General features: G+C 67.5%; 18 protein-coding genes. 13 read left to right on the top strand and 5 right to left on the bottom strand.

All coding sequences use genetic code 11. The annotated features are described in order from the left end of the window. Positions 1 to 2 precede the first annotated feature (2 nt). The 8 genes from Amac_RS18670 to Amac_RS18635 all read left to right on the top strand — a co-directional run bounded on the left by Amac_RS18670 (position 3) and on the right by Amac_RS18635 (position 6,553). Entirely contained in the window at positions 3 to 1,079 is a 1,077-nt protein-coding gene (locus Amac_RS18670) for an NADH:flavin oxidoreductase/NADH oxidase (RefSeq protein WP_307729735.1), read from the top strand. Then, complete coding sequence (locus Amac_RS18665) at positions 1,076 to 2,503, top strand: NAD-dependent succinate-semialdehyde dehydrogenase (protein ID WP_307729733.1); 1,428 nt, start codon at positions 1,076 to 1,078, stop codon at positions 2,501 to 2,503. The genes Amac_RS18670 and Amac_RS18665 overlap by 4 nt, the downstream gene beginning before the upstream one ends. A gap of 26 nt (positions 2,504 to 2,529) precedes the next feature. Then, positions 2,530 to 3,333 (top strand): SDR family NAD(P)-dependent oxidoreductase, encoded by an 804-nt coding sequence (locus tag Amac_RS18660; protein ID WP_155355648.1) that lies wholly within the window; start codon positions 2,530 to 2,532, stop codon positions 3,331 to 3,333. 371 nt (positions 3,334 to 3,704) lie between these two features. After that, positions 3,705 to 4,313, top strand: a complete 609-nt coding sequence (locus tag Amac_RS18655) for a helix-turn-helix domain-containing protein (protein ID WP_246268454.1) — start codon at positions 3,705 to 3,707, stop codon at positions 4,311 to 4,313. A gap of 2 nt (positions 4,314 to 4,315) precedes the next feature. Further along, positions 4,316 to 5,263, top strand: a complete 948-nt coding sequence (locus tag Amac_RS18650; RefSeq protein ID WP_155355646.1) for a glycoside hydrolase family 113 protein — start codon at positions 4,316 to 4,318, stop codon at positions 5,261 to 5,263. 143 nt (positions 5,264 to 5,406) lie between these two features. Continuing rightward, positions 5,407 to 5,568, top strand: a complete 162-nt coding sequence (locus tag Amac_RS18645; RefSeq protein WP_155355645.1) for a hypothetical protein — start codon at positions 5,407 to 5,409, stop codon at positions 5,566 to 5,568. A gap of 341 nt (positions 5,569 to 5,909) precedes the next feature. Then, a complete protein-coding gene (locus Amac_RS18640) occupies positions 5,910 to 6,245 on the top strand; it encodes an AbrB/MazE/SpoVT family DNA-binding domain-containing protein (RefSeq protein WP_246268452.1) in 336 nt (111 codons plus the stop codon). Then, positions 6,245 to 6,553: a hypothetical protein gene (locus Amac_RS18635; RefSeq protein ID WP_174900186.1), complete on the top strand. Its 309-nt coding sequence runs from the start codon at positions 6,245 to 6,247 to the stop codon at positions 6,551 to 6,553. Before Amac_RS18640 ends, Amac_RS18635 begins: the two co-directional genes overlap by 1 nt. 152 nt (positions 6,554 to 6,705) lie before the next feature. Here Amac_RS18635 and Amac_RS18630 read toward each other — a convergent pair whose 3' ends face one another. Together Amac_RS18630 and Amac_RS18625 are read right to left on the bottom strand one after the other, a co-directional pair. Continuing rightward, complete coding sequence (locus Amac_RS18630; protein ID WP_155355644.1) at positions 6,706 to 7,014, bottom strand: hypothetical protein; 309 nt, start codon at positions 7,012 to 7,014, stop codon at positions 6,706 to 6,708. Positions 7,015 to 7,172: 158 nt separating this feature from the next. Further along, entirely contained in the window at positions 7,173 to 7,532 is a 360-nt protein-coding gene (locus Amac_RS18625) for a hypothetical protein (RefSeq protein ID WP_155355643.1), read from the bottom strand. Between the two features lie 245 nt (positions 7,533 to 7,777). On the opposite strand from Amac_RS18625, the gene Amac_RS18620 reads away from it, so the two are divergent. The 3 genes from Amac_RS18620 (at position 7,778) to Amac_RS18610 (ending at position 9,545) form a co-directional block, all read left to right on the top strand. Further along, positions 7,778 to 8,302 (top strand): SMI1/KNR4 family protein, encoded by a 525-nt coding sequence (locus Amac_RS18620; RefSeq protein WP_170322553.1) that lies wholly within the window; start codon positions 7,778 to 7,780, stop codon positions 8,300 to 8,302. Between the two features lie 52 nt (positions 8,303 to 8,354). After that, entirely contained in the window at positions 8,355 to 8,501 is a 147-nt protein-coding gene (locus tag Amac_RS18615) for a hypothetical protein (RefSeq protein WP_155355641.1), read from the top strand. A 228-nt stretch (positions 8,502 to 8,729) separates the two neighbouring features. Beyond that, complete coding sequence (locus tag Amac_RS18610) at positions 8,730 to 9,545, top strand: hypothetical protein (RefSeq protein ID WP_155355640.1); 816 nt, start codon at positions 8,730 to 8,732, stop codon at positions 9,543 to 9,545. A 767-nt stretch (positions 9,546 to 10,312) separates the two neighbouring features. Here the strand turns inward: Amac_RS18610 and Amac_RS18605 are convergent. Beyond that, entirely contained in the window at positions 10,313 to 11,695 is a 1,383-nt protein-coding gene (locus Amac_RS18605) for an acyltransferase family protein (RefSeq protein WP_246268450.1), read from the bottom strand. A gap of 285 nt (positions 11,696 to 11,980) precedes the next feature. Here Amac_RS18605 and Amac_RS18600 point away from each other — a divergent pair, with 285 nt between their 5' ends. After that, positions 11,981 to 12,268, top strand: a complete 288-nt coding sequence (locus tag Amac_RS18600) for a DUF1905 domain-containing protein (RefSeq protein WP_155355639.1) — start codon at positions 11,981 to 11,983, stop codon at positions 12,266 to 12,268. Positions 12,269 to 12,304: 36 nt separating this feature from the next. Here the strand turns inward: Amac_RS18600 and Amac_RS18595 are convergent, their stop codons facing one another. Both Amac_RS18595 and Amac_RS18590 read right to left on the bottom strand, forming a co-directional pair. Continuing rightward, positions 12,305 to 13,660, bottom strand: a complete 1,356-nt coding sequence (locus Amac_RS18595; RefSeq protein ID WP_218041152.1) for a DJ-1/PfpI family protein — start codon at positions 13,658 to 13,660, stop codon at positions 12,305 to 12,307. Positions 13,661 to 13,696: 36 nt separating this feature from the next. Next, positions 13,697 to 14,641, bottom strand: a complete 945-nt coding sequence (locus Amac_RS18590) for a GlxA family transcriptional regulator (protein WP_155355638.1) — start codon at positions 14,639 to 14,641, stop codon at positions 13,697 to 13,699. A gap of 290 nt (positions 14,642 to 14,931) precedes the next feature. Between Amac_RS18590 and Amac_RS18585 the strand changes: the two genes are divergently transcribed. After that, on the top strand, positions 14,932 to 15,627 hold the full coding sequence (locus Amac_RS18585) for a 4a-hydroxytetrahydrobiopterin dehydratase (protein WP_155355637.1): 696 nt from the start codon (positions 14,932 to 14,934) through the stop codon (positions 15,625 to 15,627). Positions 15,628 to 15,678 lie beyond the last annotated feature (51 nt).

Here is a 15,678-nt window from a genome sequence, read left to right as displayed (position 1 = left end):
TGATGTTCACGCCGCTCACCATCCGCGGCACGACCTTCCGCAACCGCGCCTGGGTGTCCCCGATGTGCCAGTACGCGGCCGTGGACGGCCTGGTGTCGGACTGGCACCTGGTCCATCTGGGCGGCCTGGCGACCGGCGGCACCGGGCTGATCGTCGCCGAGTCCACCGGGGTCACCCCCGAGGGCCGGATCAGCCCGTACTGCGCGGGCATCTGGACCGACGAGCAGACCGAGGCGTGGGCGCGGATCGTCCGCTTCGTCCACGACCAGGGCACGCCCATCGGCCTCCAACTCGCCCACGCCGGGCGGAAGGCGTCCACCTCGCCGCCGTGGACCGGCGAGCGGTGGGTGCCGTACGCCGACGGCGGCTGGCCGACCGTCGGGCCGTCCGCCGTCCCGTACGGCGACCTCCCGGCCCCCAGGGAGATGACCGAGGGTGACCTCGACGCCGTGCGCGACGCCTTCGCCGCCGCCGCGGAACGCGCCGCGCACGCCGGATTCGACGTGATCGAGATCCACGCCGCCCACGGCTACCTGCTGCACGAGTTCCTCTCCCCGCTGACCAACCTGCGCGCGGACCGGTACGGCGGCTCGTACGACAACCGGGTCCGCTACCCCCTGGCGGTCGTCGCCGCCGTCCGCGAGGCGTGGCCGCAGGACCGCCCCCTGCTGGTCCGCCTCTCGGTCACCGACTGGGTGCCCGGCGGCTGGGACCCGGAGTCGTCGATCGAGCTGGCCAGGCGGCTGGCCGCCCTCGGCGTCGACCTCGTCGACTGCTCCTCGGGCGGGCTCGTCCCCGACGCCGCCATCCCGGCCGACGGCACGTACCAGAGCGACCTGGCCGAGGCGGTGCGCCGGGACGCGGGCGTCCGCACCGCCGCCGTGGGCAGGATCACCGACCCGGAGCAGGCCGAGACCGTGCTCGCCTCGGGCGCGGCCGACGCCGTCTTCATCGGCCGGGCCATGCTCCGCAACCCGCGCTGGCCGCTGGCCGCCGCCGCGGCGGTCGGGGCCGACCTGCCCTGGCCGGTCCGGTACGCGCGGGCCAAGCCCACCTACCCGAACGTGGAGAATTCGTGAAAATCAGATCCGAACTGTTCATCGGCGGCGAATGGGTAGCCGGGACTGCCACGCTGCCGGTGCAGGACCCCGCGCTGGGCGAGACGATCACCGAGGTCGCCGTGGCCGGCGAGCGTGAGTGCGCCCAGGCGGTCGACGCGGCCGCCGCCGCCCTCGGGCCGTGGGCCGCCCGCGCGCCCAGGGAACGCGCCGAGATCCTGCGTCGCGCGTACGAGCTGATGACGGACGAGGCGGACGAGATCGCCCGGCTCATCGTCAGGGAGAACGGCAAGGTATTCGCCGACGCCAAGTCCGAGGTGGTGTACGCCGCCGAGTTCTTCCGCTGGTTCGCCGAGGAGGCCGTCCGGATCAAGGGCGACTACCGGCTCGCGCCCGGCGGCGACAAGCGCATCATCGTCACCCATCAGCCGATCGGGGTGTCCCTGCTCATCACGCCGTGGAACTTCCCGGCGGCGATGGCCACCCGCAAGATCGGCCCCGCGCTCGCGGCGGGCTGCTCGGTGGTGCTCAAACCGGCCACCGAGACCCCGCTGACGGCGCTCGCCATCGCCGACGTCCTGGCCCGCGCCGGGGTCCCCGGCGGCGTGGTCAACGTGGTCGTCGCGGCGCCCACCGCCCAGCGGGTGCGGGAGATGCTGCACGACCCCCGCGTCACCAACCTCTCCTTCACCGGGTCCACCGAGGTCGGGCGGGTCCTGCTGCACGAGGCCGCCGACCAGGTGGTGCGCACCTTGATGGAGCTCGGCGGCAACGCGCCCTTCCTGGTGCTCGCCGACGCCGACGTCCGGGCCGCCGTGGCGGGGGCGATGGTCGCCAAGCTCCGCAACGGCGGCGCGGCCTGCACCGCCGCCAACCGCTTCTACGTGCACGGCTCCGTCGCCGACGAGTTCACCGCGGAGTTCGCCCGCGCGATGGCCGCCCTGAAGGTGGGCTCCGGCCTCGACCCGGCCAACCAGATCGGCTCGCTCGTCTCCACCACCGAGCGCGGCAAGGTCGCCGACCTGGTCGACCAGGCGGTCGGTGCCGGCGCTCGGCCGGTGACCGGCGGCACGATCCTCGACGGACCCGGGGCGTTCTACCCGCCGACGGTCCTCGCCGGAATCGCACCGGACGCCGACATCCTGGACGTGGAGATCTTCGGGCCGGTCGCCCCCATCGTGGTGTTCGACTCCGACGACGAGGCGGTGGCCAGGGCCAACGCGACGCCGTACGGGCTGATCAGCTACGTCTACACCGGGGACTTCCGCCGCGGGCTCCAGATCGCGGAGCGGCTCGACTCCGGCATGGTCGCCCTCAACCGGGGCGTGCTCTCCGACCCCGCGGCGCCGTTCGGCGGCTTCAAGCAGAGCGGGCTCGGTCGGGAAGGCGGGTTCGACGGGATCCACGAGTTCCTGGAGACCAAGTACATCGCCGCCGACATCTGACTCGAACCAACGAAAGTGGAGTGACAATGCAGACGAACCTCGAGGGACGGAAGGTCCTGGTCACCGGCGGCGCCTCCGGCATCGGCGCGGCGACCGTCCGCGCGATGCTCACGGAAGGGGCCGACGTGGTCGCCGCCGACCACGACGCGGGCCTGCTCGACCAGCTGGAGACCGAGACCAAGGACCGCCCCGGCACCCTGCGTTCGGTCCGCGCCGACCTGTCCACCCTGGACGGCTGCGAGAGCGCGGTCACCGGCGCGCTCGACGCCCTGGGCGGCCTGGACATCCTCATCAACAACGTCGGCACCGGCTCCGTCCGCACCTTCGAGCAGCTCACCGACGACGAGTGGCTGCACACCATGAACCTCAACTTCATGAGCTACGTACGGGTCTCCCGGACCGCCCTGCCCCACCTGCGCGCCTCGCGGAACTCCCCGGCGATCGTCAACAACGCCTCCGACCTGGCCCGCCAGCCGGAGACCCAGCCGATCGACTACGCCGCCTCCAAGGCCGCCGTCCTCGCCGTCACCAAGGGCCTGTCCCGCGCCGAAGGCCCGCACATCCGCGTCAACGCGGTCGCCCCCGGCCCCATCTGGACCCCGTTCTGGACCAAGCCGGGCGGCTTCGCGGACACCCTCGCCGAACTGCACGGCATGGAGCCGATGGCGGCGGTCGAGCACGAGATGAAGCTGCGCCAGCTACCCCTCCAGCGCCTCGGCACGCCCGAGGAGGTCGCCAACGTCATGGTCTTCCTCGCCAGCCCGCTGTCGGCTTTCGTGACCGGCGCGGTATGGGGAGTCGACGGCGGGAGCATCCGCGCCCTGTACTAATAGGTCGCCTCAGCCAGCAGCAGGTCGGCATCCTTGGCGAGGTCCACCACGCATCGGTCTCCGAGATTCTTCGGACTGCGGGCGTCCAGGTCGGTCGGCGCGGGCCGACCTGGATGTAGTGACCTCGGTTCCCCGCGGCCATCGGACATGTTCGACCGCGACTGGAGTGGGAACAGCTGTCGCGGTTCGTCGCCAGCGACTCCCAGGGCGCCACACGCGGCGTGGTCTCCGTCGCAAACGATCGCGTCTGGTTCTATCCGCGCTGGAAAAGTGAACCCGGTTTGCTTTTGAACCCGGTTTGTCTTTAAGTTTGGCTTGTGGCGGGATTGAGGGAGCGTAAGAAGGAGCAAACGCGGCAGCGGATTGCTGAGGTGGCCCTGCGCCTGTTCGCGGAACGGGGCTACGACGCCGTCACGATCAACGAGATCGCCGCCACCGCCGAGGTTGCCAAAGTGACCTTGTTCAAGTACTTCCCGAGCAAGGAATCGCTTGTCCTTCAAGGCGTGGCCGAAGACGATCTGGCCCAGATCGTCTCCAGCAGGCCGACCGGCCAGTCGCCCCTCACCGCTCTTCGCACGCACTACCTGGCCCAGGAACATGGTCGCGACGGCATTCGAGAAGGTGACGATTGCCTTGATCAGGACGAAGGTGCGAGGAAGCAGCAGGACCAGGCCCGGGAGGCGCTCATCACTCGGATGCGAGTGATCTTCGACAACCCCGCCCTCTCCAGCGCCGCCAACGAGTTGCACTACCGCCAACGCCAAGCCCTGGCCCACGTACTCGCCCAGGACCACGACGAACTGACGGCCACCCTGATGGCAGCCCAGATAACCGCCTCGATCCTGACCATTCAGGAAACGTTCTACCGCCGCCTGGTGGCAGGGGCCTCGCTCGCCGAGGCGGGGGGCAAGCTCGGTTCCGACGTCGAACTCGCCTTCAACCTCCTAGAACACGGTTTGGACCAACCGGAAGGACGATGACCATGCGCGCTCGGGGGATCAACTACGACACCGGCTTCCTTCCCGGTGACAGCTTCAGCCGCAGGCATTTCGACCCGCGATCCGTGCAACACGACATCGACGTCATCGCCGGCGAACTCCACTGCGACGCCATCCGCATCTCCGGCAGAGAACCCGACCGGCTGACTCTCACCGCCGAACTCGCGGCCGCCGCCGGCCTCGAAATCTGGTTCGCCCCCTTCCCTGTGGATCTCCCGCCCGACGAGATGTTGTCCCTTTTCGCGGACTGCGCCCAACGCGCCGAGTCCATCCGCCGGTCCGGCGCCCGGATCTCTCTCGTCACCGGCTGCGAGATCAGCGCTTTCGGCAGCGGCTTCATCCCCGGCGCCACCTTCCAGGACCGCATGCAGACCATGGCGACCGCCGACCTCAGCTGGTGGCAGTCCCTCGGCCCGGTCCTGGAAACCCTCAACGATTTCCTGGCTCAGGCAGCCACCACCTCCCGCGCGCACTTCAACGGTCCGATCACGTACGCCTCGGGTCCCTGGGAATTCATCGACTGGACCCCCTTCGACGTCGTCGGCGTAGACGCCTACCGGGCCGGCTACAACGCCGAGACCTTCCCATCGGAGACACGAGCCCACCACGAACACGGAAAACCGGTAGCCGTTCTGGAATTCGGCACCTGCGCCTACCAGGGCGCCTCCGACCTGGGTGGCATGGCCTGGCAACCCCCCGCGAACGCCGTACCCGACGAGTCCGAGCAGACCACCTACTACACCGAACTGATGGCCATCTTCGAACAAGAATCCATAGACACCGCTCTGTGGTTCACCTTCGCCGCCTTCAACCTCACCAACGAAGCCGACATCGCCTCCTACGGCGTAGTCAAAATGCTCGACGAAACAAAATGGCGCCCCAAAGCCCTGTTCCACACGATGGCCGCCTACAACCGGTCACGAAAAGGTTAGTTGCAGCTGCTCGTAAGCCGACCGTTCTCAGGTACGCGTTGGGCACGCTGCAAGATCCACGACGACGCTGCATCTACTCCACCCACCACCAGCCGTTGCCAAGGTCCCGGACGGGTCTGCCGAAGTCATCGGCAGCAATCTTGATGATCATCTCGGAGGTCGGCGGGCGCGCCAACGGCGTACCCTTCACCGTCCTGGACCACCGCTACGGCATTCCCGGCGCCGCCACCGTCCAGGGCTACCGCGACGCCATCGCCACCGCCTGGAACTCCCGCACCGAGTCCCCGGCATCTCCGGAGGCATGACCATGACCCTCGACATCATCGCCGTACCCTCCGACGGCTACTGCGACCCCGTCACCGGCGCCTGCGTCTCTCCGCAACCAGCGACCGCGCCCGGCCCCGACGACCAGGACCATGGCTGGCGGCACCAACCCACCACCTCGCCCGACAGGCAAGATGTGCGTGACGACTGGCAGTCGGGATGGGGGGCGACCGCTCTGCGCTGTTGGTGCGTAGCAGGCATGGCTTGTGCATTTGGTCGTCCTGGGGGAACAAGACGGAGGCCATGAGCAGATGCGTAGCTGATTGCATGTGCGGGTAGAGTCGGATTATCGGAGAATCCGAATGCGTGATGGAGGTGGGTCGTGGCGACGCTCGCAGGCAAGGTACCGCAGGAGCCGCGGTTGAGGGCTCGCGCAAAGGTTCGCGCGAAGTCGCAGCTCACCCTGCCAGAGGAGGTCCGCCAGGCACTCCATATCGGTGAGGGTGATGAGGTGGAGTTCGCGGTCCTGGACGATGGCACCATCACTGTGCGGGGTTACATCTCCATTCCCACTGATCAGGCATGGTTCTTTGCTCCGGAGTGGTTGGCGGGGGAGCGGGAGGCGGATGAGGACATCAGGCTTGAGCGAGGGACCAAGCACGAGTCCGCGGAGGACATGTTCGCTCACCTGGACAAGCTGGGGGCGGCGGACGACTGATGCCGACCTTCGAGACCACGCCGCGATTCGAGCGAGACTGGAAGAAGCTCTCCGAGCCGCGACAGGCTCTGTTCCGCAAGGTCGTGATGGAGACGTTCGTTCCTGATCTGGCCGCTCCAGAGCGCCCCTTCCGTCCAGGGCTGCGGGTGAAGGGCGTCACCGCTCATCCCGGCGTCTTTGAGATGACTTGGGACGGTGACGGTCGGGCCACTTTCAGCTACGGAGAGGAACAGATCCCTGGCGAACCTCACGGCGTGTGGCGGCGGATCGGAACTCATTCGATACTTACGCCCCCACCCGGCCCATAGGGCTGTCGCTTATGCGCGGAGTCTCGGACGCTGGACTTCCAACGCCCGAGACGTCGCATCTCCCTGAGTTCGTGATGTGACTGGCGCCGAGCACGGACGCCAGGCAGGACAACGCATTGCGCTCTTCATACAGAAAGGCGCCGGAGCCGCGGTCAATCCGAATAGGTCGTGGGAGGGATGATTTCGTATCCCGGCAACTCTTCGCTGGGAACGGCTCGGCGCTCCTCCATGGTGACGCGTTCACCCCAGTCGGGCACGCTCACGCGGGAGAAGAAGACTCCCTTCCTGCAGTTGTCGCACCAGAATTTCGCCCAGCCGATCGACCGATCCGTCTTATGGACGACGAACAGCAGTCGAAGGGCCGGCTGACCGCAGCTGGGACAGGGCCGGGTCCTCAAGGATCGAGGATCCTTCTCCACCCGGATGTACTCCCTGAGCCATTTCTCGTAGATTTCACTCATCGGTGTTCAGTAACTCATGTTCTTCGGGTTCAGGGGATGATATTTCCATCATAGTTCTTTCGAAGCGTAAGGAGCGGCTGACCTCTCGTTACCGGGCTTAATGTCATGCCAATGGTGAAACGATCAATTGGTTGACCCTGGGTGTAACGGCTCTTGTATTACCACGCACCGAGTCTCTTCAGGTACCAGCTCACTCTGATGGACGGCTTCGTCTGAATCTTGATCGGCACCTGGCTGTCGATATCAAACCACAGCGTGAGCCCTTCGTAGTCCGGTTCACGTTCAACCGACACTCGCCCCAGCCTTCGCAGGTTCCCGAGCATGGCGACCTCCTCGACATCAACGAAAAGGCTGATGAACGCCTCGCCCGCGAGCGGATCCAGTGAAAAGAGAATCTCGGTCGCGCCGCGCTTGAGGCTGAAGGAATGGAGCCCAAGGGGCCATTCGAGATCCTCGTGGTTCCGTTTCGGCTGGCCCTCGAAGAGCCAGATCAGATCGGCTAGCTCGGGAATCTCCATGCGCAGAACGTAGCCGTACCCGCAAGTCATTCAGCACCAACTGGCCAAGGATGCGCGGCGCTGCCGAGAACCCACCTGATCATCCCTGGTTTCCTTGGCCTGGGTCCCGGGATCGATGGCGGTCGGGACGGCCAGGCGTCCACCTCAGCCCTCAACGGCCCGGACGCCTGGCGCGGCGACCGTCCCGGAGCCGCAGTGTCCCCGCCGAAGGCTGGAATGTCGGATCGACTCGCTACAGTCGGCCCATGGATGATCAAAAAGCGCTTGAGCGGCTTATCGCTCTTGTGCCTCCGCCCCCCGACCCGCTGTTTGCATTGGGAAGCTGGGAAGAGCTGTTCGCTGAGCTGGGCACAAGGTTGCCAGCGGACTATGTGGCGCTCATCGACGCCTACGGGTCGGTCGCATTCTCCGAGTATCTGGGAGTGGCAGATGCCCGGCGGGACGGAAACGGGGCCACCATGGGCATCCATGCGCGGGAAATCGGTGATAGCTATCGCTCCTTCCGGGCAGAGTGGCCGGCGGACTACCGGTTTGCAGCCTGGCCGGAACCTGGTGGCTTCTTGCCGTGGGGGAACACCATCGATGGTGATCATCTGGGCTGGCTGACCGAGGGGGAGCCTGATCGGTGGCCGGTGGCGATTTGGCCGCGCCATTCAGATGAGCGAGTCATCGATCTGACCATGGCGGAGTTTCTGCTGGGTTGGTTCTCGGGTGATCTCGTCGACAGCGAGCTGCCTGATTTGGCCCCAGTGGACTGTCAGCCTTGGTAGTTGGGGTTGCCGTGGAGCCACGATCGGTCACGATCTTCGCCACAAAGGCAACGTGCTGGCCACCAACCACCACGCCGTTCGCGGCGCGGACAAAGCGATCACGGATGCGATCAACAAGCAGTTTGAACGCGGAAATGACGACGGCATGCGGCTGCTGACCTGCGGGGTTATCAGCCTGCCGGTTCCTTCGGGTGCGTGAGAGCGGCAACGCCGGTGAGGTCTGGACCAGGCGGGATCAAGGTGACCCGGTATCCCAGGCGTCCCAGGGTCTTCTGGTAGTACTCGGCCAGGTGCTGGGAAATCCCAGCTGACCGAACTATTCCGCTGAGATAACCTCAGTTCGCAGCTCAGGACACATGCAGCTGGTACTTGAAGATCAATATTACGTGGCCCTGGGCGGACCTAGTGCCGCCGGGGAGGTGCGCTCGTGATTCGACCGGTCGCCATCGGAGTGGCTCTCGCGCTTGGCTTGGTGATTGTCCTGAGCTCCACCTTGAAGACCGCCCCGTTGTGGCAGGTGTGGGCTGCTCTCTCCCTGGCGCTCACCGCCGCCTCCGGCACTGTCTTCGCCTACGGCCTCGAGCGGTGGAGAGAGTTGACAGCTCTGCGCGCAGTGCGCGTCCGCGAGTTAATCCGGCCTGTCGGTGCCCTTTTCCTGGTCGCGCTGCTGCTCGGGGTTCTCAACGTGATTCTGTCCGCGTCCGCGTCCGCGCCGGCGAGCGGGCGCGGCTGGGCGCTGTCGGTGATCGCCGTCGCCGGTGCGCTCCCCGCCGTAGCGACCATGCTCGGCATCCGGCGGGCGACTCGCCTGCCGGAACCCGGGCCTGGCAGGCGAGTGGCTGTTCTGATCGCCTTACGACGGCTGCTCCAGCGGCTGCTCGCGGCGGTCGGCACGCTGGTGGCGCTGGCGACGCTCGCGCTCGGCTCCACCCCGGTCCCGCTGCCGTCCCGTACTGTCGTCCTGATCTTCGGGGGTGTCGGGTCGCTGCTGGTCGCCCTGGCATACAGCCCGGCCCGCGCCGCACTCCAGGAGGCAGCCACCCGCCTGTGCGACGACCTGCTGCCGCTCGCCGACGTCGACGATGCCGCGACGGTCCTTACCCGGGCAGAGGACCGCGCCAAACTGGAGCAACTCCTGGGAGCCGACCGCAATCTCCTGGCCGAACTGCAGACCGGCCTGGCGATCCTCGGCCCGCTCTTGTCCAGCGCCGCCGCAGCCTTCCTGCCCAGCTCCGCAGGCTGAGCGTCCAGGTGAGGACTCGCTCAACACGACGCCGAAACGCCCTGACGCGGACACACACGGGTGATCGTGTACGCGTACACGTTCGAATAGCAGGAGCTGTACAAAGACGATGAACCGGTCCCGAGGACCAGTCGTTGAGGCCGCCACCGGTGGCTGGGCCCTGGTCAGTGGCCCGGCCGCGCCGCATGTTCGCGGACACCAAGCCGGTAGCGGTCCGACGTGATCATCACCTCACGGACCTCGTTCCTGCGGAAGCCCCGGATCTTCCGTCTCCGGAGCGCGCTTGGAGAGCACGCGCAGAACCTCAAGGGCAGCCCTGCGACGTACGGCATACCTGGACCAAATGGCTGGCAGGGCCACGCTGAGAAGTATCAGGGCCCTAAGTACGACAAATACGCCGAACAGGACGCCAACGGGAAGAGCCTCGCCGAGGAACGTGGAAACAGACATCAGGGGCTGAGACGCGTCTGTCGCAGGCGGCCGGTCAGTGCGCCTCCTGCCCCCTCTCGGTTGCTAGCCGCGATGGGAACACGTCTGGGGGTCAAACCGCCTGCCGGCCGCACCAATGACGGGAAGACCACCTCATGGCCCACGTCGTCCAGTGCCCACCCCTTTCGCTACCACAACAGTGGCATCAGAGCGGGACGTTGCCTAGCCATCCTCAGGGGCAGGAAATCGTGACCCCCGAGTGCGATATCGGAGAGATCCCATACGCTCACGGCGCGCGCCGGAGACCCGGAGGTGGCGCTGTTCCTGGCAGTTGACGCCTACGATCGGTGGCTTGTGGCCAGTGGTGTCGCTCGGAGGAATCGCAGTGCCGCCGCGCCGGAGAGGTAGGCGATCAGCGCTGGGGTCGGCCACCCGAACAGGGTGGGGCTCGTACTGGGCAGCAGACTGTTGCCGAGCATGCCCAAGGTGACGCAGACGAACCCGGCCACGACCAATGCCAGGCGTGGCATCGGGCGGGTCGCTGCTCGGACCAGGCTGTGCGGGATCCCGCGGGGGTGCCGGTCTTGCTGGCGGGCGCCACGGAACTCGATCGATCCGAAGGTCGCGACCAGCAGCGCGAGCATGAGAGTGCTCATGATCAGCAAAGGGATCCGCCAGATGTACCAGGCCACCGAGCCGACGCTGGGAGTGGGCAGAGCGCCCGCGAAATTCAGTGCGCCTATGAGCAGGATCGCGGCGCTGACATGCCACAGGAAGATGGTCAAGATCACCGAATTGACGGCGACCACCCCCATCCACGCGCGCGAGTGCCGCAGCCACCGCTCAACCCGGTCACGCAGCAGCAGCACCGCCCCGAGTTGGGCGGCGGCCACCGTCAGCAGGGCCAGGCTGGGAGGTGCCATGTTGTGCAGCCGCTCCCCTGGCACATTGATCATGCTGACTGGGTACGGGCCGACAAGCGTGAGCAGCAGCGACGCGCCGAACCCGCCGAACAGCAACGGCAGCCCTGCGCGGATACCGGGCGCCAGCCGACCGTCGTACCAGGCGAACCCCATCTGGTGGATGGCCAGCCAGCCGAACAGGAAGTTGCCGTTGCCCCAGGACGGCTCGCCGAGAAGGCGGGCGAGGTCGCCGGCAGCGACGAGGCCGGTCAGCGCCACCGGAACCGCCAGGCCATATCGGCGGTGCAGGGCGTACATCGCCGGGGTCAGCAATACCACGACCAGGTACGCCACGAGGAACCACAGCGGAATCGAGGCGAACCACACCACCAGACGAACCCGGGCGGGGGCGGCATCGAACAGGCGGGCGACCAGCGCGCCACCGGCCATGACCAGCACCAGGGTGGTGGTCGGGCGGATCAACCGGCCACTCCGATTGAGCAGCCATTCAGTCGCATTCCCGCCTCGCCGGCGTTCGGCGGCCAGCGATACCGCGTTGGCGTACCCGCCGACGAAGAAGAACACCGGCATTACCTGCACCACCCAGGTGAGGGGATGCGCCCATGGCAGGTCCGGCAGCGCCGACCGGGCGGTCAACTCGCCGTCCTTGCCGTAGCCGACCACCGTCACCAGCCAGTGCCCGAGGACTACGGCGAGGATGGAGATCCCCCGCAGCAGATCGATGAACCGCTCCCGCGACGGCGGCGTCTGCTCAGCACGCCGCCGAACACCTCGCGACGCGGCGCCCATACCGTCCATGTCGTACAACGCCTCGTGAAAGTGGAAACACCAGACCCCTACCCCCTCGTCGCCCGTTCACGTTGGTGGGATCGAACCGGCGGTGATTCAGCAGGGCCTACCTCGGCAGCCCCATCGCTGTTCGAGGTTGTCGTGTCCCGGGACATGCTTGACAGTCCGGACTGTTCCGAACCAGGCGACGTTCACGCTCCGCAGCATGAGCGGATGTCGAACACAGCCACGAGTGCCGGTCAACTGGATACGTGAGCATGTCTGCTGGAACTGGTTGGCTCCTATCCTGATCGAATGAACCTGGAATTCGGCGGCGAGATGTGGTTCTGGAAAGGCCCGGCGCCGTGGCATTTCATCACCGTTCCGGAAGAGGAGTGCGGTGAGCTGGAAGCGGCTTCCAGGCTCGTGACCTACGGCTGGGGCATGATTCCGGTCACGGCGCAGATCGGGGGAACCGGGTGGAAGACGTCGCTGTTCCCGAAAGATGGGCGGTACATCGTTCCGGTGAAGGCGTGGGTGCGGAAGGCCGAAGGGCTTGAGGTAGGCGACATGGTGACGGTCCGCCTGGCCGTCGATGTCTGACCAACTGGCGAACCAGCGAGTTCGCTGTGCGCGGCATCACATCGGGGCGTTGGCCGTCGCCGGGCGGCGGCGCCGTACGAGGCGGCGGACGAGGGTGGGTGCAGCCGCGCCGAGGACGGCGAGCAGCACCACCGCGCCGCTCAGGCCGAGGATCCGCCACTGGATCCGCGCCTCGTCGGGCAGCGCTGGGACGGGGTACTCGATGTACTTCGCGGCGGTCGCGGCGACGGCGTGGCCGTCGGTACGGGCGATGTCTCGCAATACCGGGTCGAATCCGGAGTCGCCGGGGTGCGCGGCTGCCTGCGGCAGGAATACCGCCGCCCCGTCGACGGCGAGGGTGGTCCGTTCGACGCCCGGCACGACGAGGCGGTCGAGGCCCGCGACGTGATCGATGGGGGTTGCGAGCAGTCGCATGCCGTGCGCGGTGGTGACGACCGGATGCTCGGCGACCGGGATGATGTGCGCGGTGAATGCGGTACCGCCGTAGAGGTCGGCTGCGGCGGCGACGTCGATCTCGTCCACCCCGTCGGTGAGGCCGAGACCATAGGTCGGCTGGAACCACGGCAGTGTCGCGTTCAGCGCGTACGGGTAATCGGCCGGGGAAACGCGCTGCGCGGGGATTGCCGGGGCGGTGGTGGTTGACGGATCCCATCCGGGGTAGTCGACCCGGGCGCCGATCCGCGCTGCTTCGTCCGCGCCGGCGAACCGTTGCACCAGGTGCAGGGCGCCGATGATCCCGGAGCTGACACCCGCGGTGGTCATCACGTCGCCGTCCTGCACCCACCGTGTCCCGGCGATCCAGGTCGTCTCCGGGTGCGACCGGCGCAGCCCGTCGATGTCGGACCAGAACGAGGTGGCACGCCGGCCGTTGAGGACGTCGGTCTCGGCGAGCACGCGTGCGCCGGCGCAGATGCTGACGACGAGGCCGCCGGTGTCGTGCACGTGTTCGATCAGATCCCGCAGGGGCGCCTCGTCGGCACCGGAGGGGTCGGTGAACGCGGGGACGACGACGATCCGCGGCTCGGGGGCTGTCCCGTCGCGGACGTCGGTGACGGTGTGGTCGGGGATGGTGGTGAGGCCGCCGGAGAGTGCGACCGGGTCCGTACCAACCGAGACGGTGAACACGTCGAAGCGGGGCGAGTCGGCCAGGACGTCGTACGGGCCGAGCACGTCGGTGGCAACCGACCCGTTCGCGCCGAGCAACACCGCGACCGGGATCCGATCCGTGGAGTAGGTGCGGGCGCGCGCGGGCACGGCGCGGTCGGTGTGCGTGACTGCGAAGTCGCGGCCCATGGTGACCGTGAACCCGGCGGCGAGGGCGGCCGCGGGGATCGCCACCGCGAGCAGAACGCTGAGCACGATCCGGGTCAGGCGGGGCAGGAACGAGGGCATGGTGAGACTCCCGAGCGGGTCGGTGCGGGGTTCGGGTCAGGAGGTGGCTGCGCGGAAGGCGCGTGGCGACACCCCGTGCCGGTGCGCGAAGAGGCGACGGAAGTGCCGCGCGTCGCCGTACCCGCAGTCGTGGGCGATCTGCTCGATCGGCCGGTCGGTCGTCACAAGGAGTGTCTCCGCGTGGCCGAGACGGAGGTCCTGCTGGTACTGCAGCGGTGTCACGCCCGTCGCGGCGACGAACGCGTTGGTGAGCGCGCGGACCGATACGTGCGCGGCGCGTGCGAGGTCGGGCAGCGTGTGCGGCGAGGCGAAGTCGTCGGCGAGCAGCTGCTGGACCCGGTGAACGACGGGGTCGAGGTGGTCGCGACGGTCGAGGAACGGGCTGAGCGGCGCGGAGGATCCGTTACGCCGGACGTAGACGACAAGCTCTCTTGCAACCGCGGCGGCGACCGTCGGGCCGAGGTCCGTCTCCACGATGGCGAGTGCGAGGTCGATTCCGGAGGCGACACCCGCGCTCGTTGCCACGTGCCCGTCCCGGACGAAGAGAACGGAGTCGTCGACGCGCGCGGCCGGGTAGCGCTCGCGCATCGGTTCGATCACGCTCCAGTGGCTCGTGCACCGTCGTCCATCGAGCAGGCCGGCATCGCCGAGGACGAGGGCACCCGTGCAGATCGACACGAACGTCGCTCCGGCCACGTCCGCACGACGCACCCAGTCGATCGTCTCCGCGTCGACGTCGAGCCGCTGCGTGAGGTCCGGTCCGGGAACGAGTACGACGTCACCGGAATCCACAGCGGGGAGCGGGGCGAGGCCGGCCAGCGCCAGGCCCTGCGCCGAGCGCTCCTCAAGCCGCGAGGCCACGAACCCGATCTCGTACCGCCCGCCGTGATGATTCGCGGTGTGCAGCACCTGCACCGGTCCGGACAGATCGAGCACGTTGACCGCGGGGAGGACGAGCACGTGGACCCGAGTGACTGGCATGTCATCAGCCTAGAGACCGGCATCGTCCGCACGCGAGAGCGGATCGGGCAGGCAAACCGGACGGATCCGGCAGCACTGCCCCAAGACAAGATCGACCTTGTCGAACAACGTCAGAACAGGCCAGTTGATCGCGCTTCCCCGCCTGTTCTGGCACGGAAACCGCTCGTCGTCCATCACTTGGCAGCAGCAGGTGGCGCCGCCCCCAACAGCCGATCCTGTCGTTGGCATCGGGAAAGTTTCCGTCGGGGGCTGAGGGAACGTAGATTGTCGGGCCTGATTACGCTGACCAGATGACTGAGGTTGAGGACAAAATCATCCGGATCAGGCCGCAGCAGTTTCATGAGATCGCGGGCCTGGAGGACTGGCGTGTGCTGGGTGAGGGGGCGTGCACCTACTTCCGTACCGGGTCGTTCACGGCCGGGGCCAAGTTCGTGCAGGCGATCAGTGAGCTGCCCGGTGTAGGGAGTGGTCATCCTGACGTTGACGTGCGCTACGGGGGCGTGACCGTACGGCTGATCACGATTGCGGACTTCTACGGGCTGAGCGAGCAGGACGTTGAGCTGGCCCGGCAGATCTCGGCAGTGGCCCGCACGCTGCACCTCCCTGCGGATCCGTCGGCTGTGCAGACTGTCCAGGTCACCATTGATGCCCTTGCCGGTTCCGACGTGGTGCCGTTCTGGCGTGCTCTGCTCGGCTATGAGGATCGCGCGAACAGCTCAGAAGACCTGATCGATCCGCACCGCCGCGGGGCGCCGTTCTACTTCCAGCAGATGGACGCTCCGCGCCCGCAGCGCAACCGGGTCCACGTCGACGTCTGGGTGCCGTACGACCAGGCCGAGGCGCGGATAGCGGCGGCGATCGCCGCCGGTGGCCGCCTGGTGTCCGATGCTTATGCACCGTCGCACTGGGTGCTGGCCGACCCTGAAGGCAACGAGGCTTGTGTGGGCGCGGCAGGCTGGATCGGGCCTGACCCCAGCGGTCAGTGAGAGTCGGCCGCTGGCATGTCCGGGTCACCGCAAGAACGAGCCCTGCGCCAT

The organism is Acrocarpospora macrocephala, assembly GCF_009687865.1.
Lineage (GTDB): Bacteria > Actinomycetota > Actinomycetes > Streptosporangiales > Streptosporangiaceae > Acrocarpospora > Acrocarpospora macrocephala.
Note: the sequence above shows the minus strand (reverse complement) of the source record. Positions and strands in the feature narration are given on the sequence as shown.